Source organism: Nocardiopsis sp. iso_237 (assembly GCF_056173345.1).
Window position 1 is genome coordinate 2198108 of sequence record NZ_CM149669.1, and the last position, 21398, is coordinate 2219505.

14 protein-coding genes and 3 rRNA genes are annotated in these 21398 nt (G+C 67.7%); 13 read left to right on the top strand and 4 right to left on the bottom strand.

The genetic code is table 11. The features are described 5' to 3' along the window. Window positions 1–36 precede the first annotated feature (36 nt). Window positions 37–618: a helix-turn-helix domain-containing protein gene (locus AC0VYM_RS09910; RefSeq protein WP_475461358.1), complete on the bottom strand. Its 582-nt coding sequence runs from the start codon at window positions 616–618 to the stop codon at window positions 37–39. A gap of 287 nt (window positions 619–905) precedes the next feature. Between AC0VYM_RS09910 and AC0VYM_RS09915 the strand changes: the two genes are divergently transcribed. The 9 genes from AC0VYM_RS09915 to AC0VYM_RS09955 all read left to right on the top strand — a co-directional run bounded on the left by AC0VYM_RS09915 (window position 906) and on the right by AC0VYM_RS09955 (window position 11281). Continuing rightward, the gene (locus tag AC0VYM_RS09915) at window positions 906–3548 is read left to right on the top strand and encodes a sensor histidine kinase (RefSeq protein WP_475461360.1); all 2643 of its coding nucleotides are present in this window, start codon (window positions 906–908) and stop codon (window positions 3546–3548) included. A 1-nt stretch (window position 3549) separates the two neighbouring features. Beyond that, on the top strand, window positions 3550–3984 hold the full coding sequence (locus tag AC0VYM_RS09920; protein ID WP_378747117.1) for a roadblock/LC7 domain-containing protein: 435 nt from the start codon (window positions 3550–3552) through the stop codon (window positions 3982–3984). Continuing rightward, window positions 3981–4493, top strand: coding sequence for a DUF742 domain-containing protein (locus tag AC0VYM_RS09925; RefSeq protein WP_475461363.1), 513 nt, complete (start codon window positions 3981–3983; stop codon window positions 4491–4493). Before AC0VYM_RS09920 ends, AC0VYM_RS09925 begins: the two co-directional genes overlap by 4 nt. Next, the gene (locus AC0VYM_RS09930; protein ID WP_475461366.1) at window positions 4474–5094 is read left to right on the top strand and encodes a GTP-binding protein; all 621 of its coding nucleotides are present in this window, start codon (window positions 4474–4476) and stop codon (window positions 5092–5094) included. Before AC0VYM_RS09925 ends, AC0VYM_RS09930 begins: the two co-directional genes overlap by 20 nt. Before the next feature lie 147 nt (window positions 5095–5241). After that, window positions 5242–6159 (top strand): sirohydrochlorin chelatase, encoded by a 918-nt coding sequence (locus AC0VYM_RS09935; protein ID WP_475461368.1) that lies wholly within the window; start codon window positions 5242–5244, stop codon window positions 6157–6159. Between the two features lie 269 nt (window positions 6160–6428). After that, window positions 6429–8867 carry a sensor histidine kinase gene (locus tag AC0VYM_RS09940; protein ID WP_475461370.1) on the top strand — a complete coding sequence of 813 codons (2439 nt, stop codon included), beginning with the start codon at window positions 6429–6431 and terminating at the stop codon, window positions 8865–8867. Then, window positions 8857–9309 carry a DUF742 domain-containing protein gene (locus AC0VYM_RS09945; RefSeq protein ID WP_475461373.1) on the top strand — a complete coding sequence of 151 codons (453 nt, stop codon included), beginning with the start codon at window positions 8857–8859 and terminating at the stop codon, window positions 9307–9309. The genes AC0VYM_RS09940 and AC0VYM_RS09945 overlap by 11 nt, the downstream gene beginning before the upstream one ends. A 74-nt stretch (window positions 9310–9383) precedes the next feature. Continuing rightward, window positions 9384–10604, top strand: a complete 1221-nt coding sequence (lhgO, locus tag AC0VYM_RS09950; RefSeq protein WP_475461376.1) for an L-2-hydroxyglutarate oxidase — start codon at window positions 9384–9386, stop codon at window positions 10602–10604. Window positions 10605–10771: 167 nt separating this feature from the next. After that, window positions 10772–11281: a hypothetical protein gene (locus AC0VYM_RS09955; RefSeq protein WP_475461379.1), complete on the top strand. Its 510-nt coding sequence runs from the start codon at window positions 10772–10774 to the stop codon at window positions 11279–11281. Window positions 11282–11344: 63 nt separating this feature from the next. Here the strand turns inward: AC0VYM_RS09955 and AC0VYM_RS09960 are convergent, their stop codons facing one another. The 3 genes from AC0VYM_RS09960 to AC0VYM_RS09970 all read right to left on the bottom strand — a co-directional run bounded on the left by AC0VYM_RS09960 (window position 11345) and on the right by AC0VYM_RS09970 (window position 13650). Further along, window positions 11345–12070, bottom strand: a complete 726-nt coding sequence (locus AC0VYM_RS09960) for an HNH endonuclease family protein (RefSeq protein WP_475461382.1) — start codon at window positions 12068–12070, stop codon at window positions 11345–11347. A gap of 184 nt (window positions 12071–12254) precedes the next feature. Further along, a complete protein-coding gene (locus AC0VYM_RS09965; RefSeq protein ID WP_475461385.1) occupies window positions 12255–12848 on the bottom strand; it encodes a TetR/AcrR family transcriptional regulator in 594 nt (197 codons plus the stop codon). Continuing rightward, window positions 12841–13650 (bottom strand): alpha/beta fold hydrolase, encoded by an 810-nt coding sequence (locus AC0VYM_RS09970; protein WP_475461388.1) that lies wholly within the window; start codon window positions 13648–13650, stop codon window positions 12841–12843. The genes AC0VYM_RS09965 and AC0VYM_RS09970 overlap by 8 nt, the downstream gene beginning before the upstream one ends. Window positions 13651–13917: 267 nt before the next feature. Between AC0VYM_RS09970 and tyrS the strand changes: the two genes are divergently transcribed. From tyrS to rrf, 4 genes are all read left to right on the top strand, one after another. Further along, window positions 13918–15216 carry a tyrosine--tRNA ligase gene (gene tyrS / locus AC0VYM_RS09975; RefSeq protein ID WP_475461391.1) on the top strand — a complete coding sequence of 433 codons (1299 nt, stop codon included), beginning with the start codon at window positions 13918–13920 and terminating at the stop codon, window positions 15214–15216. 783 nt (window positions 15217–15999) lie between these two features. After that, window positions 16000–17532, top strand: a 16S ribosomal RNA gene (locus AC0VYM_RS09980). Between the two features lie 318 nt (window positions 17533–17850). After that, window positions 17851–20940: ribosomal RNA gene (locus AC0VYM_RS09985) — 23S ribosomal RNA — on the top strand. Window positions 20941–21037: 97 nt separating this feature from the next. Next, window positions 21038–21153: ribosomal RNA gene (gene rrf / locus AC0VYM_RS09990) — 5S ribosomal RNA — on the top strand. The 16S, 23S and 5S rRNA genes sit together here, the layout of an rRNA operon. Window positions 21154–21398 lie beyond the last annotated feature (245 nt).

Consider the following 21398-nt stretch of genomic DNA (forward strand, 5'->3'; position numbering starts at 1 on the left):
AGGCTGCCGAACGCGCAAGCCCGCGTGCGCCCCGGCTCAGGAGGGCGAGGTCCCGGCGTCGCCTCGCTGGTGGCCCCGGCGGGCATCGCGGTCGAAGATCCCGAGGATCTCGCACGGGCCGCCCTCGGCCCCGATCGCGTGCGGAAGCATGGTCGGGAACTCGGCCGCCTGGTTGGTCTCGATCCGGATGCGCCGGTCGCCCAGCAGGAGCACGGCGGTTCCGGACAGCACGACCAGCCATTCCCGACCGGGGTGCGCCCGCATCCGCGAGGGCTGGTCCGGCGGGGGATCGGTCAGCCTCTGGCGCATGACGGTCATGCCGGGGTCCGCCCGCACCGGCCAGCGCAGCGTGCCGTGGGCGCCGTCCACCATCGGGCTGGAGACGACGTCGTCGGTGGCGCTCTCCACCAGCTGGTCCAGGGTGGTGTCCAGCGCCCGCGCCAGGGTCACCAGGCTGTCGAGGGCGAGCCTGCGCTGCCCGTTCTCGATCCGGCTCAGGGTGGACTGGCTCAGCCGGGCCCGAGCGGCCAGCTCCTCCAGCGACCACCCCTGCGCCACGCGGAGGGCACGGATGCGCCCCCGCACCAACCGGTCCAGATCACGGTCCTCTTGCGTCATGGGCAGCACCCTATGTCCTCAACGCAAGGAACGCCCGAGGTCGGACTTGTGTCGTCATCATCTGACATGCGAGTACACACCACTCGACCGGCGTGCCGAGGGCCCGTGCCCCCGAGCGAATCCAATCTCCGATTCCCCCCGCACCAAGGGGAAGAGTGCGGTAGCGTCCTGAGTCTGCGGACACCGCACGTGTTTCCATCTGCGCGTACCGTGACGACCCGTGCGGGGACCGGCACGCATCAGGCGTGGTCTCCGGTGCCCGTCGTCGAGTCCGTGGGAGGAGCGCAGTGGGTCAGCCAGTGAGCACGGGTCGCGGGCCCAGGTCCGGTAGCGGGCCAGGGATCAGAACACAGCTCAACCGGATCGTGCTGATTCCCAGTATCACCTTCCTCGCGCTGTTCGTGCTGCTCAGCACGGCCACCCTCGCCCAGGCGCTGTCCCTGCACCACTCCGTCACCGACGGACGGGCCGGGGCCGACCTCGCCGGGGCGCTCACCGCGCTCCAGGACGAACGCCGTCTCGGCGTCGACTTCGTCACCGACCCCGGCGGCGACCGCCGACAGGCGCTCGTCGAAGCCGCGCGGACCACCGACGAGGCGTTCGTCCAGCTCCGCCAGGTACGCGACACCCTGGAAGGCGACGGACAGGAGCCCGAGGCACTGGCCCTGGCGTTCTTCGGCTCCCTTGAGGACGTCCAGGCGCTGCGTACCGACAACCTCGCCGAACCCGGCCCGGCGGCCGACGTCCTGGACACCTACACCGGAGCGATCGAACAGGGCATCCGGCTCTACTCGACCACCGTCCAGGGGCTCGACGACGGGCTCGTCTCCGACGCCGCCTCGGAGGCCGACAACCTGCTGTGGGCCCAGGAGAGCTTCGGCCACGCCGACGCCGTCATCACCGCGGTGCTGGCCGAGAACGAACTCACCCGCGCGCACCAGGCCGAGATCGCCTCCCTCACGGGAGACACGCGCCGCAGGCTGAGCGCCGAGGAACTCCCCGACGAACTCCCCGAGGACCAGGGTTCCGTCGCACGGGCGGAGACCGGAACGGCCACCGTCGAGGACGCCGAGGAGGACCAGGCCTCGCGCGTCGAGCGGATCACCCGCGGCGCCGCGTGGGTCGAGGCCATGGGGGTGGCCGACACCCTCGTCCAGTACGAGGCGCCCGTGGACATGGACCCCCTCACCGGGGAGCTCCGGCGCGATCCCGCACCGCCCGCCGGTCTCGGCGCCTGGCGCGAGGCGGCCGACGAGGTCAACACCGGGCTGGCCGAGGTCACCACCGACAGGGTGGACAGCGTGGTCACCTCCACCGAGGAGGCCAGCTCGTGGATGTTCACGATGGCGCTCGGCGGCGGCATCACCTCCCTGTTCGCGGGAACGGTCGCCTACGGGGTGGCCGCCAGCTCGGCCAGCCGCCTCACCTACCGGCTGGCCAGGCTCCGCGCGGAGACGCTCGGGATCGCCCGCAGCGACCTCCCCCGGATCGTGCGCCGTCTGGAGGCGGGCGAGAGCGTGGACCTCGACACCGAGATGAAGCAGCTCGACCACGGCACCGACGAGGTCGGACAGGTGGCGGACGCCTTCAACATCGCCCAGCGCACCGCCGTCGGCGCCGCCGTCAAGCAGTCCGACATCCGGGCGGGCGTCAGCCGGGTCTTCCTCGGCATCGCCCACCGCAACCAGTCCCTCGTGCAGCGGCAGCTCCAGCTTCTGGACCGTGTGGAGCGCGAGGAGGAGGACCCGGACCTGCTGGAGAGCCTCTTCCAGCTCGACCACCTCGCGACCCGGGGCCGCCGCCACGCGGAGAACCTCATCATCCTCGGCGGCGCCCAGCCCGGACGGCGCTGGCGCCACCCCGTCCCCCTCGTGGACATCCTGCGCGGAGCGATCTCCGAGACCGACGAGTACGCCCGGGTCGAACTCACCTCCGTGCCGGACCTGTCCCTGGTGGGAGCGGTCGTCGCCGACGTCATCCACCTGCTGGCCGAACTGGTCGAGAACGCGACCGCCTACTCGCCGCCCCACACCAACGTCACGATCGCCACCGACAACGTCCCCAAGGGCGTGGTGATCGAGATCGAGGACCGCGGCCTGGGCATGACGGAGGAGGTGCTGGACGAGAACAACGCGACGCTCGCGGAGGCCCCGGAGTTCGACGTCATGACCCCCGGGACGGACGGCCGCCTCGGCCTGTTCGTCGTGGCCAGGCTCGCGCTCAAGCACGAGATCGGGGTGCAGCTGCGGCACTCGCCCTACGGAGGCACCCGTGCCGTGGTCCTCGTGCCCGGCGCCCTGGTGGTCTCCAGCGGCGGCGCGCCGGTGGAGCGTCCCCGGGCGGCGGTGCTCGCCCGCTCCAACTCGGTCCGCCCGGAACCCCACGCGGGAGCCGAGCACGACGACCCCGCCGACCTGCTCGCTGCCGAGGCGGGCCCCCGGCACGCCCGCCCGGTCCTGCGGTCGGTCCCCGAACACGACGACCGGCCAGCGGACGAGACCGGTGACCACGTCCCCGGCGGGCCGCTGCTGCGCCAGGTCCCGGACCTGACACCCGAGCCCGCGTCCGGGCCCACGCCCACACCCGCGTCCGGTCAGCGGCCCGGAACCACGGGCCACGCGCCCCTGCCCCGAAGAGGAGGAGACGAGACGGGAGCCGGGTCCAGACCGGACCGGGCCGGACTGCCCCGACGCAGGCGACAGGCCAACCTCGCACCCCAGCTCCGCGACGACCCCTCGACCGGCTCGGGTCCGTACGACTCCGAACCGGTGTCGCAGCGCAGCCCCGAACAGGCACGCCGCATGATGGACGCCTTCAGCGCCGGAACCCGACGCGGTCGAGCCGAGGAGATCGGCCGCGACGGACCCGGGCACAGCAGTGATGACCAGGTCGGTGCAGCCGCCGACGACCACACAGGAGAGAGCGACTGAGATGGTGGGCATGAGCAAGGCCGCGGACAACCTGGACTGGCTCCTGGACGACCTGGTCGACCGCGTCGTGGGCGCCAGCCACGCGATCGTGCTGTCGGCCGACGGACTGCTGCTCGGACGCTCCCGGGGACTGATCTCGGACGACGCCGAGCACCTTTCCGCGGTGGCCTCCGCGTTCCAGAGCCTGGCCCGGGGCACCGGGCGCCACTTCGGCGGCGGCGACGTCCGTCAGACCGTGGTGGAGATGGAGCACTCGTACCTGTTCGTCACCGCGGCGGGCACCGGGGCCTGTCTGGCCGTCCTGGCGACCGAGGACGCCGACGTCGGACTGGTCGCCTACGAGATGAACCTCCGAGTCAAGAGGGTGGGTCAGTTCCTCACCGCGCCACCACGGCGCCCGGGCCACCTGACGGCCATGGGAGGCGGGAGTTCGTGAACACCCCAGGCGAACAGCGCGACGGTCCGCTGTCGAGCGTGGCGCCTGTGCCGGGGGACCGGGAGGGTGTGGGCGGCCCCGCACGGCGCACACACCCCACCTGGCACCGAGGTCGGGGCCACCCCACCTCCGAGGGTCCCTCCGCCGGGATCACTCCGGGGGACGCCCCCGCCGGGCCGCTGGTCCGCCCCTACACGATGACCCGGGGGCGGACCCGGCCCGGCAGCGCGGGGCGCGGACTGGACCTGATCACGATCGTGATGGCCGCCCGCGACCTTGACGACCGTGTCCGGGACCCTGAACTCCAGGCGATCCTGACCCTGTGCCGGAGGCCCATCTCGGTCGCGGAGATCTCCGCGCGCCTGGACATCCCCCTGACAGTGGTCAAGGTGCTCCTCGGAGACCTGGTGGCCGAGGGGGACGTCCACACCCGGGCAGCGATGCCCGTGACCCAGCTTCCCGAGAAGAAAGTACTTCAGGCGGTACTCGATGGCATCCGCAGACTCTGAGAACCGACCGGGGGCGCAGGAAGCGCGTGAGGCGCCGGAGGCGATACCCCAAGCGGTCAAGATCATCATCGCCGGAGGGTTCGGCGCAGGAAAGACGACGATGGTGGCCTCCGTCAGCGAGATCACCCCGCTCAGTACCGAGGAGGTGATGACCGAGGCCAGTCAGGGGGTCGACGACCTCGGGGGAGTGGAGAACAAGACCACCACGACGGTCGCGCTGGACTTCGGGCGCATCACCATCAACGAGGACATCGTGCTGTACCTGTTCGGTACGCCGGGACAGGACCGCTTCTGGTTCATGTGGGACGAGCTGGTGGAGGGCGCCCTGGGCGCCGTCGTGCTAGCCGACACCCGTCGTCTGGACACCTGTTTCCACGCGGTGGACTTCTTCGAACGCCGGGGCGTGCCGTTCGTGGTCGCGGTCAACCAGTTCGACGGCGCGGCCCACTACGAGGCGGAGGAGGTGCGGGAGGCGCTGGACATTCCGGCGGACGTGCCGCTGCTGATGGCGGACGCCAGGGAGCGGGAGTCGTCCAAGGAGGTCCTCGTCCAGTTGGTGACCCACGTCATCAACAGCCGTCGCCCGGTGCTCAGCGGTTGACCGGGCGACCCCGCCAGTCCGAGCCGGGTCGGTCCGTTGTACGTTCGGGAGAAACGCCCGTGAATGTGGTGTTGAACGCTACAATGTCGCGGCAGTGACCACCCGCTTTGACAGCGCGCCCCATCCACTTCTCGTCTGAATCCTGGTATGCGAAACTCTGACCGACTTCCCCCACGCGAACTGCCCAAGCGGCGTTCCGGACGCCACCGCAACCCGCTGTCCTTCGACAACTGGTTCGGTACCCCCACCCTGATCATGGCGGTCCCGGGCACGGCCGAACAGGCCAGGGACGCCGACGGTGAGTTGATCGGTGCCCGAATGGCCGATCTCGTCCGGGCCTACCGCCCCGAGGTGACGATCAGGTTCGGGCACACCGAGGGCCACGAACTGGGTATCGGTGAGGCCCTGGCCGATCTGGAGGAGTCCGAGGGCCGACCGCTCGCCGGTGTCGTGGTCCCCCTGGTCACGGCTCCGCACGGGGGCACCAACGCCGCGATCGAGGCGGCCGTGGCCCAGACCGGCGCGGACGTCCGCGTCACCGAGGGCCTGGGCCCGCACCCCATGCTGGCCGAGGTGCTGCACCTGCGCCTGGCCGAGGCCGGGTTCGTGCGCGCCGACCGTATGCGCCTGATCAGCGTGACCGCCCGCAACACCACCATGGCCGACGGCGTCGTCGTCGGGGCCGTGGGCGGTGAGGGGGCCGTGGGCGCCGCCGGCGTCACCGCCGTCCTGCTCGCGGCACGGCTGGGGCTGACGGTGCTCCCCGCGGACCTGGAGAACGAGGCCTCGATCGAGCAGGTCGTGGCCCAGCTGCGCCAGGGCGGCTGCCAGCGCCCGGTCATCGCGCCGAGCGCCCTGGGCCCGGAGATCCCGGCCCAGTACCTGGCCGACCTCGCCGAGCGCCACGGCGCCCGGCCCGGTGCTCCCCTGGGAGCGGACAGCCTCCTGGGCAAGATCGCCGCGCTGCGCTACGCCGAGGTGCTCAACTCGCTCGGTGTGGAGCAGCCGCCCACCGCCGAGGAGCTGCCCGCCCCGGTGGGTTCCCGCCACCGTCCGGAGTCCTGATTCCGCGACACGCCCCGCCAGGACCCCGTCGAACAGGGCCGCCCGGACCACCGGGCGGCCCTGTCGCGTTGATCGGGGTGACCTGCTCCTTCACGGCGGATTCGGACCGCGTCCACCCGCGAGCGGCGACCCTCCCCACAAGCTCGTATAACTAGTCGTGATTGTTTGACAACGTACGGCAATGGTTTTTCGATAGCCTCGGCAGGACCGAAAGCCGCCGCGGCACCCCTCCAGGGACGCCCCGGCACCCGCACGGGCTGGAGGGGGCCATGCGAAGAACACACGCGTCCACCCGCACGATCCGCGGGCAGCTCAACCGGATCGTGCTCATCCCGAGCCTGTGCTTCCTCGCGCTCTGGCTCATCGTGGCCACGCTCGGCACCGCCCAGGCCGCACAGCTGATGAGCGCCGTGAGCCAGGCCCGGGAGGGCACCGAGGTCCTGTCCCGGGCCGCGACCGAGCTGCGCGCCGAACGCCGCCTGTCCATGGTCCACCTGGGAGTCCAGGACGGCGGTGGGGAGGCGACCCTCCAGGACGACCTGGAGGAGCAGCGCGACACCACCGACGGCGCCCTCACCGAGGCCGTCTCCCTCGCGGAGAGGCTGGAGGACGGCCGGGACGTCGAGGTGAACCGCAACTCCGCCCTGGTGACCGGCGCCCCGGACCGCCTGGAGGCCCTGCGATCCACGGTCGACGCCCGGACCGCCAACCGGGAGGAGGCCCTCAGCGGCTACGGCGACCTCCTGGGGACCCTCACCGACACCGTCATCGCGCTGCTGCACACCACCGACGGCGGAGAGAACCTCACCGACGCCGTCCTCACCAGGGAGCTCCTGGCCGCGCGCGAGGAGTACGCGACCGCCGACGCCCTGCTCGCCGGGGTCATCGCGGCGGAGCGGATGACCTACGAGGAGACGGCGCACTTCACCTTCCTCACCGCCTCCTACCGCGCCACCCTCGACACCGTCAGCCACGCCATGCACCCCAGCGTCCGCGCGGCTCACGAGGCCCTGATCCAGGACGACGTGTGGACCAGGGCCGAGGGGTTCAGCCGCAGGGTCGTGACGCGTCCGCCGGTCGCCCAGAACGACGACGCCCTCCCCGGCCAGGAACCGCTCACCGAGTGGAACTCCGCCATCGACATCGAGGCCAACGACTGGGACACCTCCTCGGCCGTCGCGGCGGGCTCCCTGGACGACATCTCCCGGACCCAGATCGAACGCACCGTGGACCTGGCCTGGAGCGCCGCCCTGCTCAGGGTCACCCTGGGCGTCGCCGCGGCCGCCGTCACCCTGCTCGGCGGCGCGGTGGCCATCGCGCTCGTGGGCCGCTCCTCGCGCCGCCTCACCGAACGCCTCACCTGTCTGCGCGAACAGATCCTGGAGCGGGACGCCGACCTGCCGGACATCATCGAGCGGGCCCAGCGCGGCGACAAGGTCGACGTGGTGGACGAGCTCCCGGCCCTGGACGAGGAGGGCGACGACGAGATCGGCCAGGTGGCCGACGCCTTCGACAGCGCCCAGATCACCGCCGTGGAGGCAGCCGTCCGCCAGGCCGAGATCCGCCGGGGCGCCAACCGGGCCTTCCTGGGGATCGCCTTCCGCAACCAGACCCTGGTCCAACGCCAGCTGCGCCTGCTCGACGAGATCGAGTACAGGGAGCAGGACCCCGAGGCGCTGCGCCGACTCTTCCGCCTAGACCACCTGGCCACCCGTGCCCGCCGCTACGCGGACAACCTCATCATCCTGGGCGGCGGCCAGTCCGCCCGGCGCTGGCGTCAGCCCCGCCCCCTCGTGGACGTGCTGCGCGCCTCCATCGCGGAGACCGAGGACTTCGACCGCGTGCGGCTCACGTCCGCGCCCCGGGTGCTCATGCACGGCCAGGTCGTGGCGGACGTCGTGCACCTCCTGGCCGAGCTGGTGGAGAACGCCACCCAGTTCTCGCCCGCCGGGACCACCGTGGACGTCGGCTGCTCCCCGGTCGGGGGCGGACTGATCGTGGAGATCGAGGACCGCGGACTGGGCATGTCCGAGCAGGGCTACGCGGCGGCCGAGCGCACGCTCACCCGGCCGCCGGAGTTCGACGTCATGGCCCTGCCCGACGACCCGCGACTGGGCCTGTTCGTCGTGGCCCGCCTCGCCGAACGGCACGGCATCCGCGTGTGGCTGCACCCCTCGCCCTACGGCGGCACCCTGGCCACCGCGCTCATCCCGGACAGCCTGCTGGAGCCCGTCGACAACCCGGTCCCGGTCACCGGTGCCCCGCCCGGCGCACCGGCCTTCCCGGGCGTGCTCAGCCACCTGACCAACCACGGGCCGACCCAGCCGACGGGGCCCCAGGGACCGTTCGGCCAGTCCGGGCCCCAGGGGGTCCCCGACCACCACGACCCGCGTTCCCGCACCGGTCCCCAGGCGCGGACCGGCCTCCCCCCGCACACCGGTCCGCAGCCGCACACCGGTCCCCAGCCCCAGGCCGTGACCCGGCCGCCCAGCGGCGCGCAGTACCGGGTCGGTGCCTCGGACCCGCGGGGTCCGTACGGCGCCTCCGGGGGACAGCTCCCGCACCGTCGATCGGGGCGGCGCGACCGGGACGCCTCCACGGGGCCGTCCGTCCGGTTCGGTGAGTCCGGGGAACAGGAGCCCTTCGACCCCGCGCCGTCCGACGCCCCGCCCTTCCCGACACCTCCAGGAGGACACAGTGAGCGCTGAGGGCCGCCACGCCCGTCGCCTGACGGAGCGCGGCGCGGCCGACCGCACCGACGGGAACGGCCCAAGACCCGTGGACGGGGGAGAGGACGCGGAGAACGAGAGGTTCCTGCGGCCCTACGCCGTCGACGTCGGAACCACGGAGCTCGCCGCGCCGCCCACGACGGCCGCCACCGAACTGGACCTGCTCACCCTCGTGGTGGCCGCCCGCACCCCCGGGCACCACGAGTGGCTGCGTCCCGAACGGGAGGCCATCCTCAACCACGCCAGGCGGGCCCGGACCGTGGCGGAGCTGGCCGCCGAGGTCGGGCTCCCCATGGGGCAGGTGCGTTCGATGGTCACCGGCATGGTCTCCGAGGGATCGCTCCAGTGCTGCGGCCCCTCCCGGCCGCTGGGCCGCGAGGACATCCTGCACGCCGTGCTCGTCGGACTGCGCTCCCTGTGACCCTCGGCCGCGCGGCCCGTGTTCGACGTCACCCGGTGCCACCGCTCCCGACACCGGGTTGCTAGCGTGCGCCCATGCGCAGCACCGAACACATCGGCATCATCGGAGCGGGGATCGTCGGACTGGCCCTGGCCCGCCACATCACCCTCCACCGCCCCGGCACCCGGGTCACCGTCCTCGAGAAGGAGAACCGGGTCGCCGCGCACCAGACCGGCCACAACAGCGGCGTCGTCCACGCGGGGCTCTACTACCGCCCCGGGTCGCTCAAGGCGACCCTCTGCCGGAGGGGGGTCGGCCTGCTCAGGGACTACTGCGCGGAGAACGACCTGCCCTACGAGGAGGCGGGCAAGCTCCTCGTCGCGGTGAACTCCGAGGAGGAGGCGCGCCTGGACGACATCGAGGCGAAGGCGAAGGAGAACGGGGTCCCCGGCGTCACCCGCCTCGGCCCCGACGGACTGCGCGAGGTCGAACCCCACGCGGTCGGGGTCGGGGCGCTGCACTCGCCCACCACCGCCATCACGGACTTCGTCGCGGTCGCGGAGCAGCTCGCGGACGACGTGCGCCGTTCCGGGGGCCGGGTCCTGCTCAACACGCCGGTCATCGACCTCCGCCAGGATCTCGACGGCACCGAGGCCCTCACCGGTGACCCCAAGGGGGAGCGGGTCATCCACCGGTTCGACCGGATGGTCCTGTGCGGCGGACTCCAGAGCGACCAGCTCGCCCGGATGGCCGGAGGCGGTACCGACCCGCGGGTCGTCCCCTTCCGGGGCCACTACCACGAGCTCGTCCCGGAACGCCGCGACCTCGTGCGGGGGCTGCTCTACCCGGTACCCGACCCCCGGTACCCGTTCCTTGGCGTGCACCTGACCCGTCACGTGCACGGCGAGGTCATGGCCGGGCCCAACGCCATCCTGGCCCTGGCCCGGGAGGGGTACCGCGCCCGCGACCTGCACGCCCGTGAGTTCGCGCAGACACTCGCCTGGCCCGGCTTCTGGCGTCTGGCCCGCCAGCACTGGACCGTGGGCGCGCGGGAGACCCTGGTCTCGGCCTCCAAGGCCGTGTTCGCCGGGCAGGCCCGCCGCCTGCTCCCCGAGCTCACCGCAGCCGACCTGCGCCCGGCGCCCGCCGGGGTGCGGGCCCAGGCCCTGGGCCGGGACGGCGGCCTCCTGGACGACTTCCATGTGGACACCCACGGCCGGGTCGTGTGTGTGCGCAACGCCCCGTCCCCGGCGGCGACCTCGTCCCTGGCGATCGCGGAGTTCCTGTACGACCACCACGTCGACGGGGCGCGCTAGGCCCCGGCCCTCCCGGGGGCGAGAACCCCCGGGAGGCACTCCGGCGGGTGTGTCGGAGCGGAGTTATCCACAGGTTCGAGGACACTCTGGTACTGGCCGCCCGCCCGGCGGAGCATGGAATCACCGGTCACTCGGGACGGTCCCGAGACCAACCGGTGGAGGTGACCATGCGACTGACCAGGTGGGCCCCGGTGGCCCTCGCCACCGTGCTCGCACTCGTTCTCACGGCGGCCGTGTCCGCCGTCGGCCCCCGAGGAGGACCCTTGGACGGATTCACCATCGGCCACCTGCCCGCGAAGGTCGGCCCCCAGGCCTCGGCCTCGGACTTCAGCTATGAGTGGGGGGAGGTCTCCTTCACCCAACGGGCCTGGGAACAGGCCAAGGAGGGCGGAGGGTTCGAGGTGCTGCTCCAGGTGCTGGTCCTGAGGAGCGAGGAGTTCACCGACCTGGACGCGGTCCGTACCTTCCTCACCCGCTACCACGAGCGCGACGCGGACACCTGGGAGCTCGGGGAGTTCGACAACAACGGCACCGGAGGGCTGTACGGCGGCGCCGAGGCCTTCTGGACCCCCGCACCGGGGGTCGCCGTCGAGGTCAGGGACCCCTTCGGCCTCATCGGGGAGGAGGAGGTCCTGGCCACCGCACGGGGCGTGGAGGTTCAGGAGAACCCCGCCTAGGCCGCTGGCCCGGAGCCCCGGGCCAGCGTCACGGAGACCCCGGCCCCGCGCGGGCGGCCCGGGTCAGCAGCCGGCGAGGACCTCACGCAGCGCGGTCTCTTCGTCGGGGTCCGCGGTCAGGTCCCACTTGTGCTTGACCTCGATCCAGGACACCACGTAGTCGCAGTGCGAGGACTCCAGCGGCGGCATCCAGTTCGCCGGGTCCGCGTCACCCTTGGCCCGGTTGGTCGAGGCGCTCACCGCCCACAGCTGTGAGGAGTCGAGGTCGTTGGCGAACTTCTGACGCTCCTCGGTCGACCAGGCGTGGGCACCCGACCGCCACCCCTCCTTGAGCGCCACCATGTGGTCGATGTCGATGTCCTGCGCGTCGGTGTAGGTCTCGCCGTCGTAGGGGCTGTACCAGGAACCGGAGGTCGGCTGGCAGTTGTCGTTGGTCAGGACGTCCTCACCGTCACGGAGCAGCACGACCTGGCGGGTGGAGCAGTTGTCCTGGACCCCGGAGTCCCAGTGCGGGAAGAGGGCGCGGTCGTATCCGGGCGGGTCGTTCTCCTCCTCGATCCGGATCTCCTCCAACCGCTCCCTGGCCTGGTCGACGTCGGAAGAGCTCGTCTCGGGGGCGCTCTGCTGCTCGGTGGCGGGTTCGCCCGACTCCAGGTCGATCACGCCCAGCTGTTGCAGGACGAATGCGGCGAGCACGAGGACGCCGACGACGGTACTGATGATCGCGGTCAGCCGGGAGGTGGGCTTCCCACCCTTGGCGGGGGTTCGGGGGGAGGATTTCTGGGCCATCAGGGAACTCCAACACTGTCTTGCCTCCCGGGACGGGCGGTCGTCCGATCCGGGTCCCTCCAGCTTGGCCCATCACGGGGCCGGACCGTAACAGCACCCGGGGTCAGTATTCCCTGGCGGGGCGGTGCCGGAGGGACACCGGTCCCTCCTTCGGATCACCGCCGCCCGAAGCGTTCCGCCGCCGTCAGCCCCCTGCCTCCGCTCCGGCCCCGCGCCCGGACCACCCCTCCAGCGCACGGACGAAGCCCTCCACCAGCACGGCGAAGCTCTCGTCGACGTCCTCCGGGAGCCCGAAGCCGCCGCGGGTCTCCAAGTCGACGAATCCGTGTACGGCGCTGCGCAGGGCGCGGATGGTGTGCACCATCCGCCCCTCGGGGATCGAGAACCCGCGCAGCACCGCGGTGATCACCTCCACGGGACGCGCGAACCCCGCCTGGGCCTCGGTGTCCGAGGGCGCCGGGGCCCGTTGGATCGACGCGTAGCGGCCCGGGTGCTCCAGCGCGTACCGGCGGTAGGCGTCGAACAGCGCCCGGACGGCCCCCGGCCCCGACCGGCCGACCGCGGCGGACCGGAGTCGCTCCGCGAGTTCGGACACCGCGAGCAGGGACACCTCCCGCAGCAGCCCGTCCAACCCGTCGACGTGCTTGTACAGACTCGGTGTCGCCACGCCCAACCGCTTGGCCAGCGCGGCCAGGGACAGGGCGTCGAACCCGCGTTCGTCGATGAGCGAGGCCGCCTCCGCGGTGACCACTCCGGGGGTCAGCCCTGCCCTAGGCAACGGCTTCCACCCTCTCGATCAGCTCCTCCAGCGCGGGGACGACCACGTCGGGCCGCTGAGACTGCGCGTAGTGCCCGCACTCGGGGACCATGACCACGCGGCCGCCCACCACGGAGGCCACCCAGTCGGCCTCGGCACGGGGATCCTTCCAGTCGGGGTCCAGCTCACCCATGATCACCACGGCCGGAGCCGTCAGCCCGCCCGCGTCGTCGACCGTCTCGTTGGGCGCCTCGATGGTCCTGGCCACGGCCCGACGCCGCTCGACGGGGCGGAGCATCGCGTGGACCCGGGCCTTCTGCTCCGCGTGGCCCTCCGGAACGCGTCCCTTGTGCAGGGAGTCGTAGAACATCGTCAGGGCCCTGGCCGTCCAGGGCCCGGAGACGAGGACCTTCAGCGCGGCCCGTGTCAGTCGGCTCGTGGCCGCCGGGCGCAGGAAGGGGCCGAGCAGGGCGATCCCGCCGACGAGGTCGGGCCGGTCCAGCGCCGCGATGGTCGCGGCGGCGGCTCCCATGGAGTTGCCCGCGATCACCACCCTTCGTCCGCCGAGCTCCTCGGCCAGGGCGACGACGTCACCGGCGGTCGCGCGACTGTCGTACCGGTCGAAGGCGGCGTCGCTGTCACCGTGGCCGCGCAGGTCCATGACGGCCACGCGGTGTCCGGACCGGGCCAGCGCGGCGGCGACGAACCGGAAGGAGGAACGGTGGTCGAACATGCCGGGCACGCAGATCACGAGGCCTCCGGTGTTCCCGGCTCCGTACAGGTCGTAGGCGATCCGACCCTCGGGGCGGCGCAGGTGGTGCATGACGGTCTCCTTCGTCCATGGCCCGAACCCAGTGGCTCATGCCCATAGCCATAAAGCTAATGCCATTAGCCAACGGCGTCAAGGGGCCGCGTCAGGGCACCGCTCCCACACGTCTGACCGGACCCCTTCGCACGCGTGAACTGGACCGACGCCCGGCCGGTAGCGTGGCCGTGTGAGGGATATCGGGGTGCTCCACACACGCACCCGCCCTTACACTGCTAGGCAGATCGGGCCGAAGGGCCCGCCTACACAACAGAGAGCCACACAGTGATCGACATCATCGACGAACTCCAGTGGCGCGGCCTGATCGCGCAGACGACCGACCTTGACGCACTCCGCAAGGCGCTGGCCGATGGTCCGATCACCCTCTATTGCGGATTCGACCCCACCGCGGGCAGCCTGCACGTAGGACACCTCACCCAGGCGCTCACCCTGGCCCGCTTCCAGCAGGCCGGGCACCGGCCCATCGCCCTCGTCGGCGGTGGCACGGGCCTCATCGGTGACCCCAAGCCCAACGCCGAGCGTCAGATGAACTCGGTGGAGACGGTGCGGGGCTGGGTCGGGAACCTGGCCGGGCAGCTCTCCGCGTTCCTGCGCTTCGCCCCGGAGGGCGAGCAGGCCGGCCCGACCGACGCGGTCCTCGCCAACAACGGCGACTGGCTGGGGGAGATCAACGCGATCGAGCTGCTCCGTGACGTGGGCAAGCACTTCAGCATCAACCAGATGCTGGCCCGCGAGACGGTGAAGAGCCGCCTCGACGGAGAGGGCATGAGCTACACCGAGTTCAGCTACGTCCTCCTCCAGTCCTACGACTTCGTCGAGCTCTACCGGCGCTACGGCTGCACGCTCCAGACCGGCGGCTCCGACCAGTGGGGCAACATCACCGCGGGCCTGGACCTGGTCCGCCGGATCGAGGGCAACGAGCCGCACGGCCAGGCGCACGGCCTGACCACGAACCTGCTCACGAAGGCCGACGGCACCAAGTTCGGCAAGACCGAGACCGGGACGGTCTGGCTCGACCCCGAGCTGACCTCGCCGTACGCCTTCTACCAGTTCTGGTTCAACGCGGACGACCGCGACGTCATCCGCTACCTCAAGGTGTTCAGCTTCCTCTCGCGTGAGGAGATCGAGGACCTGGAGCGCCAGACGGAGGAGCGCCCGCAGGCCCGCGCGGCCCAGCGCACCCTCGCTGAGGCGCTGACCACGCTGGTCCACGGCGAGGAGGAGACCCGCAAGGTCAAGGACGCCAGCCTCGCGCTGTTCGGCCGCGCGGACCTGACGGAGCTCGACGGCCGCACCCTGGAGGCCGCCCTGGCCGAGGTGCCCAAGGCCGAGGTCGACGGTCCGGTCGCCGAACTGCTGGTCACCGACCTCTTCGCGCAGAGCGGGCTGACGCCCAGCAAGTCGGCGGCCCGACGCGCCATCCAGGAGGGCGGCGCCTACGTGAACAACGTGAAGGTCACCGACGTCGAGGCCAGGCTCAGCGCTGAGGACGTGCTCGCCGATCGCTTCGTCGTGCTCCGCAAGGGCAAGCGCAACATCGGTGGCGTCGTCCTTCAGGGCTGACCCACCGGTGAACGAGGGCCGGTCTCCCAGGTGGGGGACCGGCCCTTCCCCGTTCCTCCGTCCGTGGGCGGAACGAGGCGGAAGTTTGACTCCGGGATGATCCGGGCACGACAGTCCATGTCTGACCAGAGCCGACGTACCGGCGCGTGCCTGGTGTGAGGACCGCGCGCCGAGGTGCCAGAGGCCCGGATCGCCGTGAGGGCGCCCGTTCCGGGTCCCGGTTTGACGTCCGCACACGATCCCCCTACACTCGAACGAGTCGCTGCGGGACGGCGAGCGGAACCTTTATGGTTTCGACTCGGAACCGGGCCGCGATCACAGACATCCTCCCGAAGCAGAGTGGTTCGAGCAGTCGCTCGGAGCATGTAGGCTCGGGGAGTTGCTTCAAAAGCCCGGCGGAAACGCAGAGCGGACGAGGCACCGGGAATTCTTTCTCCGGATCAGGTTTGAAAGCGAAAACGCCGATTTGGCGGGGCGCGGAACACCTGATAAAGTAAAGACACAACACAGCGAAGAAGCCGCTAAAGCGGTGGAAACGCAGAGGCCTTCTCCGGAAGAGCAGACGGAACCTTGAGGTTCTGGCGCTTGTACGGGAAGAGCGATTGTTTCTTGAGAACTCAACAGCGCGTGTTTGATTTTCTTTAAGCCATGTTTGTTTTGGCCCCGACGCACTTCGGTGCGTAGGGTTCCTTTGATTAACCAACGCGAGTTGGTTGGTCAGGATTTCTTCTAGGTTTACTCGCCCCAGGCTGACCTCTGGTCGCCGGGACGGGTTGTTTGACCTTTATGGAGAGTTTGATCCTGGCTCAGGACGAACGCTGGCGGCGTGCTTAACACATGCAAGTCGAGCGGTAAGGCCCTTCGGGGTACACGAGCGGCGAACGGGTGAGTAACACGTGAGCAACCTGCCCCTGACTCCGGGATAAGCGGTGGAAACGCCGTCTAATACCGGATACGACCCGCCACCTCATGGTGGAGGGTGGAAAGTTTTATCGGTCAGGGATGGGCTCGCGGCCTATCAGCTTGTTGGTGGGGTAACGGCCTACCAAGGCGATTACGGGTAGCCGGCCTGAGAGGGCGACCGGCCACACTGGGACTGAGACACGGCCCAGACTCCTGCGGGAGGCAGCAGTGGGGAATATTGCACAATGGGCGAAAGCCTGATGCAGCGACGCCGCGTGGGGGATGACGGCCTTCGGGTTGTAAACCTCTTTTACCACCAACGCAGGCTCCACGTTCTCGTGGGGTTGACGGTAGGTGGGGAATAAGGACCGGCTAACTACGTGCCAGCAGCCGCGGTAATACGTAGGGTCCGAGCGTTGTCCGGAATTATTGGGCGTAAAGAGCTCGTAGGCGGCATGTCGCGTCTGCTGTGAAAGACCGGGGCTTAACTCCGGTTCTGCAGTGGATACGGGCATGCTAGAGGTAGGTAGGGGAGACTGGAATTCCTGGTGTAGCGGTGAAATGCGCAGATATCAGGAGGAACACCGGTGGCGAAGGCGGGTCTCTGGGCCTTACCTGACGCTGAGGAGCGAAAGCATGGGGAGCGAACAGGATTAGATACCCTGGTAGTCCATGCCGTAAACGTTGGGCGCTAGGTGTGGGGACTTTCCACGGTTTCCGCGCCGTAGCTAACGCATTAAGCGCCCCGCCTGGGGAGTACGGCCGCAAGGCTAAAACTCAAAGGAATTGACGGGGGCCCGCACAAGCGGCGGAGCATGTTGCTTAATTCGACGCAACGCGAAGAACCTTACCAAGGTTTGACATCACCCGTGGACCTGTAGAGATACAGGGTCATTTAGTTGGTGGGTGACAGGTGGTGCATGGCTGTCGTCAGCTCGTGTCGTGAGATGTTGGGTTAAGTCCCGCAACGAGCGCAACCCTTGTTCCATGTTGCCAGCACGTAATGGTGGGGACTCATGGGAGACTGCCGGGGTCAACTCGGAGGAAGGTGGGGACGACGTCAAGTCATCATGCCCCTTATGTCTTGGGCTGCAAACATGCTACAATGGCCGGTACAATGGGCGTGCGATACCGTAAGGTGGAGCGAATCCCTTAAAGCCGGTCTCAGTTCGGATTGGGGTCTGCAACTCGACCCCATGAAGGTGGAGTCGCTAGTAATCGCGGATCAGCAACGCCGCGGTGAATACGTTCCCGGGCCTTGTACACACCGCCCGTCACGTCATGAAAGTCGGCAACACCCGAAACTTGTGGCCTAACCCTTCGGGGAGGGAATGAGTGAAGGTGGGGCTGGCGATTGGGACGAAGTCGTAACAAGGTAGCCGTACCGGAAGGTGCGGCTGGATCACCTCCTTTCTAAGGAGTCTTTTGAAGACCAACACCTTTCTATCGTTGGTCGGACTCGAAAGTGGACCTCACACCCTTCGGGGTGATGGGGAGTGGCTCATAGAAAATTGAACTTAACCCCTGGCGACTAGAAGCGTCGGGGGGCGCGCTGTTGGGTATCTGAGGAAGCAATCGCGGCCATCGGCTCTCTTTTTTGGGGGGTGGGTGGCCGAGTTGGTTCCCGCTACCACCTCTGAGAACTCCCAGCTGGTCTGGTGTGAGGTATCGGAGTTTGTGGTTGGTGTTTTGATTTGTGAATAGTGTGCGCGAGCATCTTATTATCTGTAGTGGCCAAGTGATAGTGGCACACGGTGGATGCCTTGGCATCAGGCGCCGATGAAGGACGTGGGAGGCCACGATAGGCCGCGGGGAGCTGTCAACCGAGCTTTGATCCGCGGGTGTCCGAATGGGGAAACCTAGCCCGAGTTGTGTCGGGTTGCCGCTACCTGAATGTATAGGGTAGTTGGTGGTGACGCGGGGAAGTGAAACATCTCAGTACCCGTAGGAAGAGTAAACAACAGTGATTCTCCTAGTAGTGGTGAGCGAACGGGGAAGAGGCTAAACCGTGCGCGTGTGATAGACGACAGTCGTTGCGTGTGCGGGGTTGTGGGATGCATCTTTTCAGGTCTGTCGGCCTGGAGCGCTGATGATTTTTCTAGCTGAATCCGTTGGGAAGCGGTACCGGAGTGGGTGAGAGTCCCGTAGGTGAAGGAAGAGTCTAGGTGTTGATGTTCTCCCGAGTAGCGCGGAGCCCGAGAAATTCCGTGTGAATCTGGCAGGACCACCTGCTAAGCCAAAATACGTCCTGATGACCGATAGTGCACTAGTACCGTGAGGGAAAGGTGAAAAGTGCCCCGGTGAGGGGTCGTGAAATAGTACCTGAAACCGTGTGCTGTCAAGCCGTCAGAGCAGTCCTTCGGGGTTGTGATGGCGTGCCTTTTGAAGAATGAGCCTGCGAGTCATGGTGTGTGGCGAGGTTAACCCGGGTGGGGTAGCCGTAGGGAAACCGAGTCTGAATAGGGCGTTTGAGTCGCATGCTGTGGACCCGAAGCGGAGTGATCTACCCATGTCCAGGGTGAAGCGGGGGTAAGACCTCGTGGAGGCCCGAACCCACCAGAGTTGAAAATCTGGGGGATGAGGTGTGGGTAGGGGTGAAAGGCCAATCAAACTCCGTGATAGCTGGTTCTCCCCGAAATGCATTTAGGTGCAGCGTCGCGTGTTTCTTGCTGGAGGTAGAGCTACTGTTTGGCTGATGGGCCCTACAAGGTTACTGACGTCAGACAAACTCCGAATGCCGGTTAAGTGAAGCGTGGCAGTGAGACTGCGGGGGATAAGCTTCGTAGTCGAGAGGGAAACAGCCCAGATCATCAGCTAAGGCCCCTAAGCGTGTGCTAAGTGGGAAAGGTTGTGGAGTTGCCCAGACAACCAGGAGGTTGGCTTAGAAGCAGCCATCCTTTAAAGAGTGCGTAATAGCTCACTGGTCAAGTGGTTCTGCGCCGATAATGTAGCGGGGCTTAAGTACACCGCCGAAGCTGTGAAGTCCAAGTTTATTCTTGGGTTGGTAGGGGAGCGTCGTGCATCCAGTGAAGCTGCCGAGTGATCGAGTGGTGGAGGGTGTGCGAGTGAGAATGCAGGCATGAGTAGCGAAAGCAACGTGAGAAACGTTGCCGCCGATTGACTAAGGGTTCCTGGGGCAGGTTAATCCGCCCAGGGTGAGTCTGGACCTAAGGCGAGGCCGACAGGCGTAGTCGATGGATAACGGGTTGATATTCCCGTACCCGTGCACGAGCGTCCAGTATCGAATCAGGTGATGCTAACCACGCTGGTTCTTGGTGGTCCCTTCGGGGAGTGCCTCTGAACTGGTCTGGGACCCGAGCTTGTAGTAGGTAAGTGATGGGGTGACGCAGGAGGGTAGCTCTACCCGGCGGTGGTTGTCCGGGGGTAAGCGTGTAGGCCGAGGGGTAGGTAAATCCGCCTCTCATGAAGGTTGAGACGTGATGCCGAGCCGTTTTTGGCGAAGTGAGTGATCCCATGCTGTCGAGAAAAGCCTCTAGCGAGTTCGTGTGTGGCCAGTACCCTAAACCGACGCAGGTGGTCAGGTAGAGAATACCGAGGCGTTCGGGTGAACCATGGTTAAGGAACTCGGCAAATTGTCCCCGTAACTTTGGGAGAAGGGGAGCCCTGTCCGGTGAAGAAGCATGCCTTCGGAGCTGGGTGGGGTCGCAGATAGCGGGGGGAAGCGACTGTTTATTAAAAACACAGGTCCGTGCGAAGTCGTAAGACGCTGTATACGGACTGACGCCTGCCCGGTGCTGGAACGTTAAGAGGACTGGTTAGTGGGTTTCGGCCCGCGAAGCTAGGAATCTAAGCGCCAGTAAACGGCGGTGGTAACTATAACCATCCTAAGGTAGCGAAATTCCTTGTCGGGTAAGTTCCGACCTGCACGAATGGCGTAACGACTTCCCCACTGTCTCAACCATGGGCCCGGTGAAATTGCACTACGAGTAAAGATGCTCGTTTCGCGCAGCAGGACGGAAAGACCCCGGGACCTTCACTATAGCTTGACATTGGTGTTTGGGATGGTTTGTGTAGGATAGGTGGGAGCCTGTGAGACTGTCACGCTAGTGGCGGTGGAGGCGTTGGTGAAATACCACTCTGACTGTTTCGGGCATCTAACTTTGGACCGTGATCCGGTTCGGGGACAGTGTCTGGTGGGTAGTTTAACTGGGGCGGTTGCCTCCCAAAGAGTAACGGAGGCGCCCAAAGGTTCCCTCAGCCTGGTTGGTAATCAGGTGTTGAGTGTAAGTGCACAAGGGAGCTTGACTGTGAGACGGACGTGTCGAGCAGGAGCGAAAGCTGGGACTAGTGATCCGGCACCGGCGTGTGGAAGCGGTGTCGCTCAACGGCTAAAAGGTACCCCGGGGATAACAGGCTGATCTTCCCCAAGAGTCCATATCGACGGGATGGTTTGGCACCTCGATGTCGGCTCGTCGCATCCTGGGGCTGGAGTTGGTCCCAAGGGTTGGGCTGTTCGCCCATTAAAGCGGCACGCGAGCTGGGTTTAGAACGTCGTGAGACAGTTCGGTCCCTATCCGCTGTGCGCGTTGGAGACTTGAGAAGGGCTGTCCCTAGTACGAGAGGACCGGGACGGACGAACCTCTGGTGTGCCAGTTGTCCTGCCAAGGGCATGGCTGGTTGGCTACGTTCGGGAGAGATAACCGCTGAAAGCATCTAAGCGGGAAGCTTGCTTCGAGATGAGGTCTCCTGCCTCCTTGAGAGGGTAAGACTCCCTGTAGACGACAGGGTTGATAGGCCGGGTGTGGAAGCCTTGTGAGGGGTGGAGCTGACCGGTACTAATAGGTCGAGGGCTTGTCCGCTGCAGATAATTGGATGTTCGCGCACACTTTGTTCACGAAGCTTGCTCGTGGCTGTCATTCCCTTTCGGGGTTGAGTGGTGGTTGTGGGTGTTGGTTTCCGTGGTGGTTTTGGCAGGAGGGTCACACCCGGTCTCATTCCGAACCCGGTCGTTAAGTCTCCTTGCGCTGATGGTACTGCCCTGTGATGGGGTGGGAGAGTAGGTCGCCGCCACGGTTTTACTTAGAAGAGAAGGGGAGGGGAAGGGTTCACGCCTTGGGGGTGTGGGTTCTTCTCCTTCTCTTTTTTGTTGCCCTGGTTTGTGCGTTTGTGAAAATGGTGGTGGGCAGGCCTGTGTGGGTGGGGGTGGCCATGGCGGGCTGTGAAGCCTGTGGACAACCACACACACGGGTCACATCGTCGTGTGCTGCGGCTTTGGTGATGTGCGCCTACGCCATGTCGTAAGCTGGAGGATACGAGTA